Origin of the sequence: Microbacterium sp. PF5 (assembly GCF_004794315.1) — a bacterium.
In the GTDB taxonomy this organism is placed as follows: Bacteria; Actinomycetota; Actinomycetes; order Actinomycetales; family Microbacteriaceae; genus Microbacterium; species Microbacterium sufflavum.
Window position 1 is genome coordinate 37,353 of record NZ_SSDQ01000066.1, and the last position, 14,285, is coordinate 51,637.

Here is a 14,285-nt window from a genome sequence, read left to right on the forward strand (position 1 = left end):
GCCATGTGGATCCAGATCCTTCTCATCGCGGCCGTCATCGCCATCGGCGCCGTGTTCATGCGCCGGACCGGTGCGGACAGCCACCTGGCGATCCGCCGTCTCCTGTACGGCGGCTTCGTGCTCGTGGCGATCGTGTCGATCCTGTTCCCCCAGTGGCTCACCTGGGTCGCGAACCTCGTGGGCGTCGGGCGCGGTACCGACCTGCTGCTGTACGCACTGGTGGTCATCTTCATGGTCTTCGTCTACACGCAGTCGAGGAAGAACGCCGCGCAGCAGCGCAGCCTCACCCTGCTCGCGCGCAAGCTCGCGCTGCTGCAGGCGTCGCAGGACCCGCAGGACGGCGCGCGTCGTGCCGCCCCGGACGACGGCCAGCCCGAGGATTAGCCGCAGGCGGTGATCCGCCAGAGGCTCGCGTCACCCTCCGAGGCGACCTCCTCGAAGCCCGGCCGGTCCTCGAAGTCGGTCATGCCGGGCATGAGGTACTCGCCGGGACCGGTGCCGCCGATGCCGAAGTCGAGCACGTACTCCGGGTCGCCGTAGGCGGCGAGGGCCTCGCACACCGCGGGGTCCTCCGCGGCGTCACGCAGGTGCGCGGCGATCACGTCCCACGCGGCGGACTGCGGCGGCGCCCACGTGCGAGGGACGATGTCGCGCTCCCCGAGCACGTAGGCGAAGCCGGCTCCCGTGGAGGGGTTCGCGATGATCAGCGAATCCCGCGACACGAGGTCGGGAAGCTCGGTGAGCAGGCGGTACTCGTCGTCGGAGAGGTAGCTGTCGGCGTTCATCGCGTAGCGGGACTGCTCGTCCGTCTCGTCCGCGACGCGCAGTAGCACCACCGGGGAGAGCGCGACGTTGACGATCCCGACCACGGCGACGACCGCCAGCGAGACCAGCGCGACCGCGTCGCGACGCGCTCCCGTGAGCCTCGGGACCGCGGCGGACACCATCCGCACGATCATGGCGAGGCCGAAGGCGGCGAGGGGGACGACGACGATCGGCACCATCGCCGCGAGCCGGAAGGAGTCGCCGTACCAGGGACCGGTGAGGGCCCTCTTGATGAAGGGAAGGTCGGTGCCGACGCTCACGATGTAGAGCAGCGAGAACCCGGCCCATCCCACCGCCAGCCACCGCAGTCGCCGGTCGCGCACGGCGGCGATCAATCCGGCCAGCAGCAGCACGCTCATCCCCCACGCCGCGGGCAGCAGCGAGTGGCTGTTCACCAGCACGTCGGCGATCGCGCCGAACACGCCGCGGTACGACCGCCACAGCACCGGTCCGGCGAGGTAGGCCAGGACGAGCCAGACGACGCCCACCGCGGCCCAGCCGATCACGATCACGCTCCACCGCAGCACAGGGCGCGCGCCGGGGCGGCGGATGCCGAGCAGCAGGCTCCCGGAGAACCACAGCATCACCAGCGCACCCCACGTGAGCACGGACGACGGCTGCGACAGCGTGGCCGCCGTCACCGCCAGGAGCGCGGCGACGCCCGGACCCGCAGCGGCCAGAAGGCGTTCACCGCGCCGTGCGCCCCGCCACGACCGCACCGCGACGATCGTGAGGGCGACCGCGGCGGGGACGACGGCGAGCGAGAGGGCGTAGGGGTACAGGACACCCCACTCGAACATGAGCTGCGGGAACGCCATCAGGCCCGCCGACAACCCGGCCGCCAGCGCCGTGACCAGTGCATCCCCGCGGCTGACGACGTGGGCGAGCAGCGACACGCTCAGCGGCCACACCACCGCGGCGATCACCAGCGCGACGATGTTGGCCGCGACCGGGATCGAGCCGATGTCCAGAGCCACCAGCGAGGTCATGGCGTGCCAGGCCGCGGGATAGAAGGTGGATCCGCCCAGCACCCCGGAGAGGTCGAGCGACGAGACCGTGCCGGACTCGGCGGCCCAGCGCAGCGCGTTCAGGTGGAAGACGGCGTCGTTCGTCTGGGAGATCGCGGTCGGCGTGCCGACGTACGCCATCAATCGCGCCGCGTTGAGGCCGCCGCCGACGATGAGGCCGACGGCCAGGAGCGCGAGGTGCCGCGGCTGCCGTCGTGGCACGTCGGCCACGCTGCGACCGCGACGAAGCAGCAGCGACACCGCGAACACCACCGCCACGACGACCGCGACCGCGATGCCGACAGAAGCGAGACCCCAGTGCACCCCGAGGAACGGGAAGACGATGGCCAGCACCGCGAGCGTGCCGACCGAGAGGCTCGGGGCCGACGCCCAGAGCGTCAACCCGCGCAGACGGAGAGCGGCGCCCAGCAGGAGACCGGGGACGAAGAAGACGAGGAGCGTCAGGGCGATCAGCCCCGACTGCGCGACCCAGTCGCCGATCATTCGTCGACCAACGCGATCGCGCCCTCGATCTCGCCGTCGTACACGACCTCGCCCTTGTTGATCACCACGCCTCGGGTGCAGAGCTCACGCACCATCTCCATGTCGTGGCTCACGACGACGAGGGTCTTCTTCTGCGCGATCAGCTCGCCGAACTTCTGCCGGCACTTCTCCCGGAAGGGCGCGTCGCCGACCGACAGGATCTCGTCGACGAGCAGCACGTCCAGCTCGACGTGGATCGCCACGGAGAACGCGAGTCGCATGAACATGCCGGAGGAGTAGTGCTTGACCTCCTGGTCGATGAACTGCTCGATCTCGCTGAACGCGACGATCTCGTCGTAGCGCTCCTCGATCTCCTTGCGCTGCATGCCCAGGATCGCCGCGTTGAGGAACACGTTCTCGCGCCCGGACAGCTCGGGGTGGAATCCGGCACCGACCTCGATGAGACCCGCGACCCTGCCGCGCGTGAGCACCTCGCCCGCGTCGGGTTCCATGACCCCCGAGATGAGCTTGAGGAGAGTGGACTTGCCCGAGCCGTTGAGCCCGAGGATCGCGACCGACTCCCCCTCGTTGATGACGAGGTCGAGCCCCTTGAGCGCCTCGAAGGTGCTGGAGGTCTTGCGACGTCGGATCCAGGCGACCACGGTGTCCTTGAGCGACAGCGCGTGGTTCAGCGTGAAGTTCTTCCGCACACCGTCGACGACGATGCTCGGGCGGGGGGCGATGGCGGTACTCATAGGTCCTGCGCGAACCTTCCCTCGAGTCGGCGGAAGACGAGCTGCCCGATCAGCAGCGTGCCCAGGGCGATCAGGAACGTCCACAGCGTGTTCCAGCCGAGGCCGGGCGGCAGCGGCATGGTCGTCTCGGTGACCGGTCGCCAGAAGGCGTAGTGGAACAGCTCGACGCCCTGCGTGATCGGGTTCAGCATGTAGAGCTCGAGGATCCAGTCCGGCCAGCCGAGCGTGCGGACGGCCTCCTGCACCATCGTCCACGCGTAGAGCACGGGCGAGGCCCAGGTCGCGAGCAGGAGCAGCAGCTCGACGATGTTCTCCGCGTCACGGAACCGCACGTTGATCGCGCCGAAGAACAGGCCGAGCCCCAGCGCGAACAGCGTGACGATGACGATGCCCGCCAGCGCGGCGAGCACCGAGAGCACGGTGATCCCGGGGATCCAGCCGAGGAAGAGGCACACGATCAGCAGCAGAGCCAGCTGCGGGAGGAAGTGGATGAACGCCACCAGCACGGCGGAGACGGCGAAGAGCTGCCGCGGCAGGAACACCTTCCGCACGAGCGGGGCGTTGTTCACGATCGACGTCGTCGCGTTCTTGAACGCCTCGGAGAAGAGGTTGATGACGACGATGCCCGAGAACAGGTAGACGGGGTAGCTCTCGATGTTCCTGTTCAGGCTGAGGAACAGTCCGAGGACCACCCAGAACACCAGGAACTGCGCCCCGGGTCGCACGTACGACCAGGTCCAGCCGAGCACCGAGTTGCGGTAGCGGGTGGTGACGCCGGTCCGCACGAGCAGGTACAGCAGATACCGCCAGCGCACCACATCGATCAGACCGCGACTCGTGCCGGGGGTGTCGAAGGAGGAACGCGGGACGACGGCGAAAAGATCTCGGGTATCTGTCACGGCCCCACTCATTCAGCTGCGGCGGCGGTCGCCGCGGCGCACTCCAGTATCCTATGGCACCCGTCCGGACGCCTTCACGGCACGCGCTCAGCCGAGGGCGGTGAGCGTGTTCCAGCCGTTCCCGATCACGCCGCTCGCGCCCCAGCCGCCACGGCCGTCACCGCGGAACAGGTAGAGATTGCCGTTCGTGTGCCGCCCGAGGAGGTCGGAGGTGCCGTCGCCGTCGAAGTCGCCGGGGCTGAACAGGGCGTTGAAGCCGCCCCACCCGACACCGATCTGACGCGGGGTGCCCCAGCCGCCCGTGCCGTTGGTCGGGTACACCCACAGGCGCGCGTCGGTCGTGCGCATGATGAGGTCCGCCCGACCGTCGCCGTCGAAGTCGCCGCCGTTGACGGCCATGTCGAAGCCGCCCCAGCCGTAGCCGATCTGGATGGCCTGGCTCGCCCAGCCGCCCCTGCCGTCACCGCGGTAGTACACGAGGTGGCCGGCGGAGTTGCGCGCGATCATGTCGGTGTTGCGGTCGCCGTCGAAGTCGATGCCGCCCACGAGGAGCGTGTGGTTCTGCCAGCCGTTGCCGATCACGACGGGCTGCCCGTAGCCGCCCGCGACACCGGGGATCAGCCAGAGCCGTCCGTCGGGGGTCACCCGACCGAGGTCGCGGTACCCGTCGCCGTTGAAGTCGCCCATGGGGATCAGTCGGTCGCCCGCCGTCCACCCCGAGCCGATCTGCTGGGAGCCGCGCCAGGCACCGGCGCCGTTCCCGCGGTAGAGGTTGAGGTTCCCCTGTGCCGTGAGCCCGAGCACGTCGGGTCCGCCGTCACGGTCGACGTCGCCCACGCCCGATGGCATGGCCCGCGGCTTGGTGACGAGGTCGCCCGAACCGGTCAGCGCCGACAGGATCTGCCAGCCGTTGCCGATCTTGCCGCTCGACGTGATCGCTCCCCGTCCGTCGCCGGGGTACATGTAGAGGTCGCCGTTCGCGGTGCGCGCCGCCACGTCGTTGACGCCGTCGCCCGTGAAGTCGCCCGGCACGAAGATCGCGGTCATGCCGCCCCAGCCCTGCCCGAGCTGACGGGAGCCGGTCCAGCCGCCGCCGCCGTCTCCGTAGTAGGCGAACAGTCGACCGGCGGCGTCCCTGCCGATGAGGTCGGGGTTGCCGTCGCCGTTGAGGTCGATGTTGCCGACGAGCATGTTCATGCCGGCCCACCCCCAGCCGACGCGGATCGCAGGCAGGAGGCCGCCCTTGTCGTTGCCGCGCCACAGCATGAGGTCGCCGTTCTTGGCGGTGGTGAGCACGTCGGGGATGCCGTCGCCGTCGAGGTCGCCCGCGGCGGTGGAGAGCACCACGCCGCTCCAGTCCAGGTTCAGCGACTGCGGTGCCGAGAAGCTGGCGCCGCTGCCGCGCATCACCGAGACGCCGTTGCCCTGGCGGATGATGAGGTCGCGCGTGCCGCTGCCGTCGAGATCGCCGACCACCATGGCCGCGCTGACCCCGGTCAGGCCGCTCGCGAGCTGCTTGCGGTTGCCCCACACGTTCTTCGCGAACGGGTATCCCCACAGCACGCCGGCACTGTCGACGCCGACCATGTACGACGAGGAGCTGACCGAGGCGAGCGAGGGCACCTGGGGCGCCTGGGTGGAGCCGAACCAGTCGGTGAAGTAGTTGTAGAAGTTGCGGTTGCCGTAGGCCGAGCAGGTGTCGCCGTCGCCGTATCCGGCGCGCAGCGCCGCGGCGTTCGGCTGATACGGCGTGTAGTAGTAGAGGGCCGAGGTCGCCTTGTTGGCGATGTACACCGGCGAGGAGCCGCACGCGCGGTTCGGGTTGAAGAGGATGTTCCAGGTGCGGCCGGGCGCGTAGTACTGGAACCACTTGCCCTCCATGTAGATCTGCATCTGGCGGGCGGCGCCGTAGATCTGGTGGAAGAAGCCGACGTACTGCGGGTCGCAGGGCGCGTCGTCCGGGCAGCCCTGTCCGAGCGCGATGTCGTAGCGCCAGGCGCTGGGCCACGTGTGGTTGACCAGGCTCTGCTCCTTCTGGAGCATCACGATGAGCACCTGCGGGTTGATCCCGCACGACTGCGCTGCACGGTAGATGATGCGCGCGGCACTCTCGTTCGCGGCGCCGGTGTATCCGTCGCAGTACTGGTCGGCGGCCCGAGTGACCGTGGTCATCTTGAAGTCCTTGATGCACACGATGGGACGACCGTCCTCGTCGGTGCCGCCGAGGCACCGCGAGACGCGCGCGTTGAAGAAGGCCTGGATCTGCGCCTCCGTCATCGTGTCCTTGTTGGTGAAGACGGCGTCGCTGATGATGTTGCCGGGCGTGAAGCCGGCGAGCGTGCTCTTCGCGATCCCCGACGCCGCGGGGGCGCCGACCGCGCGGGCGACGGGCGCGGAAGCGGAAGCGGCGGCCGTCGCGGCGGTGGCCGGCACGACGGTGCCGACGAGGAGGGCGGAGACGGCGAGGAAACAGGTGAGGAGTCGGGAGGTCCTCAGGGTGTTTCGCGAGCGTGGGGCACGTCGAGACATGTGACCAGTGTGACGGAAGTTGCGGGATGATGCCACTGTTGCGACGTTTCCACCAGGGGAATTCGGCGTGTCGCTCGATTGTGCAGCGTCTTCTCAGCCGTTCACAGGTCGGCGTGCAGGCTCCACACCCTCTCCGCCGCGCCCGCCCAGGAGAACGCGCGCGAGCGGTCCGATGCAAGCACCCGCAAGCGCGCAGAACCGTTGCCCGCCGCATCGGCGAGCGCGTCGGGCAGGTCGTCCGGCGCGGCGAACATCCCGCCGTCCGCGATCACGTCACGGTGGCACCCGGTATCGCTCGCCACGACGGGCACCCCGACGGTGAGCGCCTCGACGGCGCGCCACGGCCACCCCGCGACCGTCCTCGTCGCCGCGTAGGCGGACGCCCCCGAGAGCACGGCAGCGCGGTCCGCTGCCGACAGCGCACCGCGCACGTGCGCGCGCCGTTCGGGCAGGCCTGCGGCGGAGGCGACCTCGGCCAGCCGCGGCTCCGAGCCCTCCGGGGCGTCGAGCACCACGGCATCGACGCCGGCGGCGACGGCTCCACGGAACCCCGCCGCGAGGGTGTCCGCCGATCCGGTCAGGACGATGTACTCCGACGGCAGGGACAGCGCGCCCCGCCGGGACTCGGCGTCGGCAGGCACGGCGAAATCGTGCGGCGGTGCGCCGGCGATGACGCGGATCCGGTCGCCGAGTCGGGCGATCTCGGCCAGACGCTCCCCCACGGCGTGGGTCGGCACGACCACGGCGTCCGCGTGCCGCGCGGCACGGCGGAGCATGCCGCGCTGCCAGGCCACGGCCGACTTCGACAGGGCGCCCGGGTCGTCCCAGGCGCACAGGTCCCACACCGTCACGGTGGTCTGATCGTGGTCGTGCACCCTGTCGTGGCGCACGAGCGGCGCCATCAGCGTGGGCGCGTGGATCATCCCGCCGCCCACACCCGGAGCGATGCCCAGCTGCCACGAGGCCGCCAGTTCCCGGCGACCGAGACCGAGCGTGCGCACCTCGTCGACCCCGGCGACGTCCACCTGCGCGCCCGCCGGTACGATCGCGTCGACCGCGCAGCCGGACGGGGCCGTCGCGACGAGCCCCGCCGTCAGCTCACGTGCCGCCGTGGCCTGGTCCTGGTCCACGACGTGCACCAGTTGATCCAGAACCACACGCAGCCGAGCACCCATGGGTTCAGGCTAACCGCGGCATGCTGCGGAGCCGTGGAGCGCACCGCCCGCCGGTCCGCAATTTCAGCGTTCCCACAGCAACGCATGACCTCACGTGCGCGCTCCATGGCCTCGCGCGTACCCACCGTGCTTGAATGCTCGAGTGAGCGATGGCCGACTTCCTGCCCGACGCCGATGGATCGGATGGACCATCGGCATCCTCCTGACGCTGCTCGTGATCGCCATCGGCTGGGTCGCGGTCCGCGGCATCGGCGCGGTGGACGATCTGCGTCAGGTCGCGAAGGGCGCGACCCAGCTGAAGCAGGCGATCGCGGAGGGCGATCTCGACGGTGCGGAGCCCATCTCCGATGCCATCGCCCGCAACGCGGCCTCCGCCCATGACCTCACCTCCGATCCGATCTGGCACGCGTTCGGCGTCCTGCCGTGGGTCGGTCCGAACTTCCAGGCCGTCAGCGAGATCGCCGAGATCGCGGATGACGTATCGACCGAGGCGCTGCGACCCCTGCTGCAGGTCGGCGCCGATCTCGACCTGTCGAGCCTGGGCTTCACCGACGGCGCGATCAACCTCGCGCCGTTCGCCCAGGTCGAGGAGCCCCTGGCCGCCGCCGCGGCGTCGCTCACCTCCGCCGACGACCGTGCCAAGCGCATCGACGCCGATGCGACGCTGCCCCCTCTCGCCGATGCCATCCGTCAGATGCGAGGATCCGTCACGCAGGCGGCGACGGTCGTGGGCTCGCTGCACGGCGCTGCCGTGCTCCTGCCCACGATGCTGGGCGGCGACGGTCCGCGCACGTACGTGCTCGCGATGCAGAACAACGCCGAACTGCGCTCCTCGGGCGGCATCATCGGCTCGATCGCCCTGCTGCACGCCGAGAACGGGCGGGTGACCCTGCAGAGCCAGGCATCCACGCGCGACTTCCCCGCCCTCGATGTCCCCCTCCCGGTGAGCGAGTCCACCACGGCGCTGTTCGAGGATCGCCCAGGACGGTTCCTGCAGAACATCACCAGCATCCCCGACTTCCGCGAGGCCGGCGAGACGATCGCGGCACGGTGGGTCGGGCGTTTCGGCGGCCAGGTCGACGGGGTGATCGCCGTGGACGCCCTGGTCGCCGAGCATCTGATGGAGGTCACGGGCGACCTGACGTTCGGGCCCTTCACGGCGACGTCCGACACGATCACGAGCATTCTGCTGTCGGAGATCTACGCCGCCGTCCCCGACCCTGTGGCACAGGATGACATCTTCGCTCTTGCAGCCGGCGGCCTGTTCGGAGCAGCCCTGTCGGGCGGCGATCCCCAGGCTCTGATCGGCGCGCTGGCCGATGCCGCGGGCGAGGGTCGGATCCGCATCTGGAGCGCGCACGAGGACGAGGAGACCCTGCTCGCCGCGAGCGCCCTCGGCGGCACGATCCCCCCGGACTCGGCCGACACGAGTCACGTGGGCGTGCTGTTCAACGACGGCACCGGCGCGAAGATGGACTATTACACGCGCGCCACGATCGCGACCGCCGTCGGGCGCTGCGACGGAGAGCCGACCACGCAGATCACCGTCACCTGGACGAACACCGCACCCGCCGACGCGGCGACCTCCCTGCCCCCGTACGTGACGGGCGACGGGTTCTACGGCGTGCCGCCCGGCACCGTGCGCACGCTCATCGCGGTGTACGGCCCCGAGGGCGCCACCCCGTCCCACGTGGACAGGGACGGTGAGGACGACGGCGTGCAGACGGCGATGCTCGGCGACCGGTCCGTCGTGCAGCACGAGGTGCAGCTGGCGCCCGGCGAGTCGACCACCATCACCGTCGAGTTCCAGGGCACGGGTGCCGGTCAGCGGCTCACCGAGGTGCTGCACACCCCCCTGATCACGGGGCCGGAGCTGACCAAGGACACACTCCGCTGCGGTTCGTGACAATCTCCCTCGAATGGGGTACTGTCATCTCACTGGGGAATAACTGGGGTCTGTGAACCTGCCGTGGGGGCAGGAGACCTCACGCAGTCGGACGCAGGGGTGTGTCCGGAGGCGATTCCGCGTGACATTTCTGGGGAGAGATCATGCTGAAGAAACTGGCTGCCATCAGCCTTACCGCTGGCGCGCTGGTACTCGTCGCGCCGACCATCGCAACCGCTGCGCCGACGATTCCGGACGCATCCAGCGATTCGTACCCCTCGCCTCCCGGTGTGAAGGTCGGCGACCCGATCATCGACGTGTGCGAGGTCTCCACCATCGTCTTCGGCCCCGGGTACTTCCTGCCGTCCGAGAACGTGGCGGTCTCCGTTTCCGGCAAGAACGCGGGCAAGGCCGCGACCTCCGGCAACACCGCCGGCGCCGACGGCAGCATGACGCTGACGTTCCGCCCGCCGGCTGACGGTGAGGGCTCCTACGCCGTCGCCTTCGGGGGCTCGCGTCCGTACACCGCCACGATCACCGTGTCGCACGGCCACGACGCCGCGTCCAGCTGCGATCACGACCCTGCCGTCGCACCCGCGGGTACCGAGCTGCCCCTGACCGGCGGCGGCATGGAGCTCGCGCTCACCGGCGGCTCGGTCTCGCCGTGGGTGCTCGGCGGTGGAGCTGCCGCCCTGGTCGCCGGTGGGGCGCTCGTCGCCACCGGGATCGTTCGCCGCAAGCGCGCCTGAGCCTGGCTGCCGCCTCGCGCGGTGGTCGGCTGGACGACGGTGATCCCTCCCCCTCCGATCACCGTCGTCTGGCGAATCCGGTGCTGCACCGGACGCCCACGGGCGACGACCCTCGGGAGCGTCGCCCGTGGGCTGCGCCATGCCCACGCGGAGCGGGCCCCCTCCGTCAGGGGCTGGGCGTGGGGGTCGACGTCGGCGGGTGCAGCGCCTGCTGGATCATCTGGTGGATGTACCCGTAGTCGGGGTTGTGCTCGTCCACGCCCGAATCCGGGGTCAGCTCGATCGTCGTGACCTGCTGCTCCTTCGCCTTGAGCATCAGATCGAAGAACTCCGGAAGCTTGTCCTGGGGCAGATCGGTGCTGATCAACGCCGTGCCCGCCGCGGCGACCTCGTTGAACCGCGTCAGCACGGTCTGCGGCGTGAACTGAGCCAGGATCGCCTCCTGAAGTTCCCGCTGCCGCTTCATGCGGTCCCAGTCGCTGGTCGTGTAGCGCGAGCGGGCGTACCACTGCGCCGTGTCGCCGTCCATGTGCTGCTGGCCCGGCTCGATCCAGCCGATCGCCCACTCGTTCACGTCCGTCCCGGTCCATCCCTCGGGCGGACCGCCCTTCGGGAGACGCTCGGTGACGTTGATATCGACCCCGCCCAGCGCGTCGACCAGGTCGGCGAAGCCGTGCATGTCGACGAACACGTAGTACGGGATCTCGATCCCGAGGACGCCCTCGGCGGCATCCTTCGTCGCTTCGATGCCCGGCTCGGAGCCCTGGGCGACCGCCTTCGGGTACAGCTCCGCTCCTCCGTCGTCCCGGCACACCTCTGCGGCGTAACGCACGTGGTTCATCCAGCCGTTCCACCCGCAGGTCGACGAGCTGTGCCCCTCGAATCCGTTCGGGTACTGCGCCTGCATGGGACTGCCGTCGCTGAACGGCGCATTCGGGAGCTCACGCGGAATGCCCGTGATCGTGACCGCACCGGTCTCGGCGTTCACCGACACGACCGAGATGCTGTCGAAACGCATGGAGTCGCGGCCGTCCCCGCTGTCCGCACCGAGCAGGAGGATGTTGTAGTAGCCGTCGCTCGGCGGGAGGCTCGGTCCGCTCTGCCCGAAGATCGCCCCGACGGTTCCCCGCACGGATCCCACCGATGTCGCGGCGTAACCGGCGGCGCCGCCGACCAGGCCGAGGAGCACGAGCGCCACCACGGGGATCGCCAGCCGCGAGGGGTTGGGGACCTTTACCAGCCGCACGAGGCGCAGGGTGTCGAGGGTCAGCACGATCCACAGCACCACGTACGCCACCAGCAGCACCTGGACGATCGTCAGCACCACGGCGGAGAAGAACCCGCCGGCGACCGTGAGCCACAGGAGGACCGGTCGGGCGAACAGGGCGAGACCGACGGTCACGATCACCAGCAGCCAGGCCGTGAGCGTGGCGCCGAGACCGAACCGACCGAGACGGCGGTTGCCCGCCAGCACCTGAGCGGACCCCGGAAGAAGAAGGTTCATCGCGATGAGCCACCACCCGCGTTTCGACATCATCCCGGGGTCGGTGGAGTCCGGGTGCCGCAGCGGCCGGGTCTCGATGATCGGGCGCTGTCGTGCGCGCGGAGGCGCAAGGGTCACAGCGAGTCCTTCAGCCGTTCGTTCTTCGCCGCGACCTGCGACTCGAGATCGGCCGCGTAGGCCTCGACCCGGTCGGCGAGCTCCGCGTCGGCGGCGCCGAGGATGCGGGCGGCCAGGAGGCCGGCGTTGCGGGCCCCGCCGATCGAGACGGTCGCCACGGGGATCCCCGCCGGCATCTGCACGATCGACAGCAACGAGTCCATGCCGTCGAGGTACGCGAGCGGCACGGGAACACCGACCACGGGCAGCGGCGTCATCGACGCGAGCATCCCGGGCAGATGGGCCGCTCCGCCGGCCCCCGCGATGATCACGCGGAGCCCTCGCGCGCGGGCCTCCCGCGCATACGACATGAGCTTGTCGGGCGTGCGGTGCGCCGAGACCACCTCGACCTCGTGCGGGATCCCGAAGTCCGTCAGGGCCTGTGAGGCGTCACTCATGACGCGCCAGTCGGAGTCGGACCCCATGACGACGCCGACCACGGGCGCAGCGGAGGAGTGAAGTGGCTCTGTCACCAGAACAGGCTACGGGCTCGCGCTGGGAGAACACCCCAGCGGCACGCGGCTGCGTCCAGGTCCCGTCCGCCTCGCGTCACGCGAAGTGCGCGGCGGCCGCCCGAGCGACGTACACCGCGTCGTCCAGGTCCTCCCCGGCGACGTTGACGTGTCCGACCTTGCGACCCGGACGCGGCGCCTTGCCGTACGTGTGGATCTTGGCGCCGGGGTGCTTCGCCATCGCCGACGCGAAGCGCTCGTCGAGCGTGGCGCCGATCGGGCCGCCGAGGATGTTCACCATCACCGACCACGACGCGCGAGGAGCGGTGCTGCCCAGCGGCAGGTCGGCGACCGCGCGCAGGTGCTGCTCGAACTGTCCGGTCACGGCGCCGTCCTGGCTCCAGTGCCCGCTGTTGTGCGGACGCATGGCCAGTTCGTTGACGAGGATGCGCTCGTCGTCGGTCTCGAACAGCTCGACCGCGAGCATGCCGGTGACGCCGAGACCCTCCGCGATGGTGCGTCCGATCCCCTCCGCCACCTCGACCAGCCGATCGCCGGCGGCCGGGGCGGGCGCGATGACCTCGGCGCACACCCCATCGCGCTGGACGGTCTCGACCACGGGGTACGCGATCATCTCTCCCCCGCTGCGCCGGGCGACCTGCTGGGCGAGCTCGCGGACGAACGGCACGAGCTCTTCAGCGAGCAGTGCCTCCCCCTCACCGAGGGCGTCCAGCCAGTCCCGTGCGTCGTCGGCGGAGCGGACGACGCGCACGCCCTTGCCGTCGTAGCCGCCCCGCGGGGTCTTGACCACGGCCGCGCCACCCTGGGCGTCGAGGAAGGACTGCAGCTCGGCGACGTTCCGCACCGCCGCCCACTCGGGTTGCGGCACCCCGAGGTCGGCGAGACGGGCACGCATCGCGAGCTTGTCCTGGGCGAACTGGAGCGCATCGGGCCCCGGGTGCACCGCGACGCCGTCGGCGACGAGGGCCCGCAGCACGTCCTGCGGCACGTGCTCGTGATCGAAGGTGATGACGTCGACGCCCTCGGCGAACGCGCGGACCGTCGCGAGGTCGCGGTAGTCGCCGACGGCCGTGGCCGCGAGCCCGGCGGACATGCCCTCGTCCTCCGCGAGCACCCGCAGGTCGATCCCGAGCTCGACCGCCGGAGCGATCATCATCCGTGCCAGCTGTCCTCCGCCGATCACGCCAACGCGCAACGCCATGTGCCGCCTCCATTCGTTGGTCCCATTCTTCCGCACTCGAGGGCGCGCGAGGGACCGCGGGTCAGAGGGCGTCGGTGTCGTCGGCGGTGGCCTGTGCGTCGCGGTGCGCGAGGATCTGCCCGACCTCGATCTGGTCCGCCAGCGTCTCGTGCACCAGGGTCACGTTCGGGACGTTCGGCAGCCGCAGCGGAGCGTCGACGCCGTTGGACAGCGTCACGGTGCCGCACCCCCACAGGCGCTGGAGCGGTCCGCGGCGCACCCCGATCGTGTACCCACGCGCGTGCGACATCTCCCTGCGCTGCCGGGAACCGATGCCCTGATGCGCGATCACCCGTCGCGTCGTGATGGTGGTGGTGCGCGAGTACCAGACGACGAAGGGGACCACGACCGCGAGCAGGACCACGGCGCCGGCTGCGGCGAGCAGCATCCAGTTCTCGAACCCGGCCGGCAGGTTGCCGTACAGGTAGGCAGTGAGCCCGAACGTCGCGATGAGCACCACTGCGGACCAGAACAGGCGTCGCGCGTGGCTACGGAAGCGCGCGATCAGCAGCTCTTCGGCGGGGGCCCCGGGCGGCGGCATCAGCGGCCGCCCGCCGAGCGTCACGGGCTGGGTCACCCCACCATTGTGCCCCGGGACACCGACA

12 protein-coding genes are annotated in these 14,285 nt (G+C 70.4%); 3 read left to right on the top strand and 9 right to left on the bottom strand.

The genetic code is table 11. The features are described from left to right. Window positions 1-3: 3 nt before the first annotated feature. On the top strand, window positions 4-384 hold the full coding sequence (locus DW297_RS04830) for a DUF2304 domain-containing protein (RefSeq protein WP_136029923.1): 381 nt from the start codon (window positions 4-6) through the stop codon (window positions 382-384). Here DW297_RS04830 and DW297_RS04835 read toward each other — a convergent pair. From DW297_RS04835 to DW297_RS04855, 5 genes are all read right to left on the bottom strand, one after another. Then, entirely contained in the window at window positions 381-2,336 is a 1,956-nt protein-coding gene (locus tag DW297_RS04835) for a DUF6541 family protein (RefSeq protein ID WP_136029925.1), read from the bottom strand. The two genes, DW297_RS04830 and DW297_RS04835, sit on opposite strands and share 4 nt — an antisense overlap. After that, window positions 2,333-3,070, bottom strand: a complete 738-nt coding sequence (locus DW297_RS04840; protein WP_136029927.1) for an ABC transporter ATP-binding protein — start codon at window positions 3,068-3,070, stop codon at window positions 2,333-2,335. Before DW297_RS04840 ends, DW297_RS04835 begins: the two co-directional genes overlap by 4 nt. Then, window positions 3,067-3,981: an ABC transporter permease gene (locus DW297_RS04845; RefSeq protein WP_136029929.1), complete on the bottom strand. Its 915-nt coding sequence runs from the start codon at window positions 3,979-3,981 to the stop codon at window positions 3,067-3,069. Before DW297_RS04845 ends, DW297_RS04840 begins: the two co-directional genes overlap by 4 nt. Before the next feature lie 75 nt (window positions 3,982-4,056). Further along, window positions 4,057-6,498 carry an FG-GAP repeat domain-containing protein gene (locus tag DW297_RS04850; protein ID WP_136029931.1) on the bottom strand — a complete coding sequence of 814 codons (2,442 nt, stop codon included), beginning with the start codon at window positions 6,496-6,498 and terminating at the stop codon, window positions 4,057-4,059. Between the two features lie 101 nt (window positions 6,499-6,599). Further along, window positions 6,600-7,673 carry a glycosyltransferase gene (locus tag DW297_RS04855; protein ID WP_136029933.1) on the bottom strand — a complete coding sequence of 358 codons (1,074 nt, stop codon included), beginning with the start codon at window positions 7,671-7,673 and terminating at the stop codon, window positions 6,600-6,602. Between the two features lie 142 nt (window positions 7,674-7,815). Here DW297_RS04855 and DW297_RS04860 point away from each other — a divergent pair, with 142 nt between their 5' ends. Together DW297_RS04860 and DW297_RS04865 are read left to right on the top strand one after the other, a co-directional pair. Next, a complete protein-coding gene (locus DW297_RS04860) occupies window positions 7,816-9,579 on the top strand; it encodes a DUF4012 domain-containing protein (protein ID WP_136029934.1) in 1,764 nt (587 codons plus the stop codon). A gap of 269 nt (window positions 9,580-9,848) precedes the next feature. Next, complete coding sequence (locus tag DW297_RS04865; protein WP_240744521.1) at window positions 9,849-10,307, top strand: hypothetical protein; 459 nt, start codon at window positions 9,849-9,851, stop codon at window positions 10,305-10,307. 166 nt (window positions 10,308-10,473) lie between these two features. Here DW297_RS04865 and DW297_RS04870 read toward each other — a convergent pair whose 3' ends face one another. From DW297_RS04870 to DW297_RS04885, 4 genes are all read right to left on the bottom strand, one after another. Continuing rightward, on the bottom strand, window positions 10,474-11,928 hold the full coding sequence (locus DW297_RS04870; protein ID WP_136029939.1) for an LCP family protein: 1,455 nt from the start codon (window positions 11,926-11,928) through the stop codon (window positions 10,474-10,476). Then, window positions 11,925-12,392, bottom strand: coding sequence for a 5-(carboxyamino)imidazole ribonucleotide mutase (gene purE / locus DW297_RS04875; protein ID WP_136029996.1), 468 nt, complete (start codon window positions 12,390-12,392; stop codon window positions 11,925-11,927). The genes DW297_RS04870 and purE overlap by 4 nt, the downstream gene beginning before the upstream one ends. Before the next feature lie 124 nt (window positions 12,393-12,516). Then, complete coding sequence (locus tag DW297_RS04880) at window positions 12,517-13,641, bottom strand: 5-(carboxyamino)imidazole ribonucleotide synthase (protein WP_136029941.1); 1,125 nt, start codon at window positions 13,639-13,641, stop codon at window positions 12,517-12,519. A 61-nt stretch (window positions 13,642-13,702) separates the two neighbouring features. After that, window positions 13,703-14,257, bottom strand: a complete 555-nt coding sequence (locus tag DW297_RS04885; protein ID WP_168442799.1) for a PH domain-containing protein — start codon at window positions 14,255-14,257, stop codon at window positions 13,703-13,705. Window positions 14,258-14,285: the final 28 nt, after the last annotated feature.

Coding starts and splice junctions, on each gene's coding strand:
- DW297_RS04880 (WP_136029941.1), bottom strand. CDS start 13,641: ATGGCGTTGCGCGTTGGCGTGATCGGCGGAGGACAGCTGGCACGGATG.
- purE (WP_136029996.1), bottom strand. CDS start 12,392: ATGGGGTCCGACTCCGACTGGCGCGTCATGAGTGACGCCTCACAGGCC.
- DW297_RS04850 (WP_136029931.1), bottom strand. CDS start 6,498: ATGTCTCGACGTGCCCCACGCTCGCGAAACACCCTGAGGACCTCCCGA.
- DW297_RS04830 (WP_136029923.1), top strand. CDS start 4: ATGTGGATCCAGATCCTTCTCATCGCGGCCGTCATCGCCATCGGCGCC.
- DW297_RS04855 (WP_136029933.1), bottom strand. CDS start 7,673: ATGGGTGCTCGGCTGCGTGTGGTTCTGGATCAACTGGTGCACGTCGTG.
- DW297_RS04840 (WP_136029927.1), bottom strand. CDS start 3,070: ATGAGTACCGCCATCGCCCCCCGCCCGAGCATCGTCGTCGACGGTGTG.
- DW297_RS04835 (WP_136029925.1), bottom strand. CDS start 2,336: ATGATCGGCGACTGGGTCGCGCAGTCGGGGCTGATCGCCCTGACGCTC.
- DW297_RS04845 (WP_136029929.1), bottom strand. CDS start 3,981: ATGAGTGGGGCCGTGACAGATACCCGAGATCTTTTCGCCGTCGTCCCG.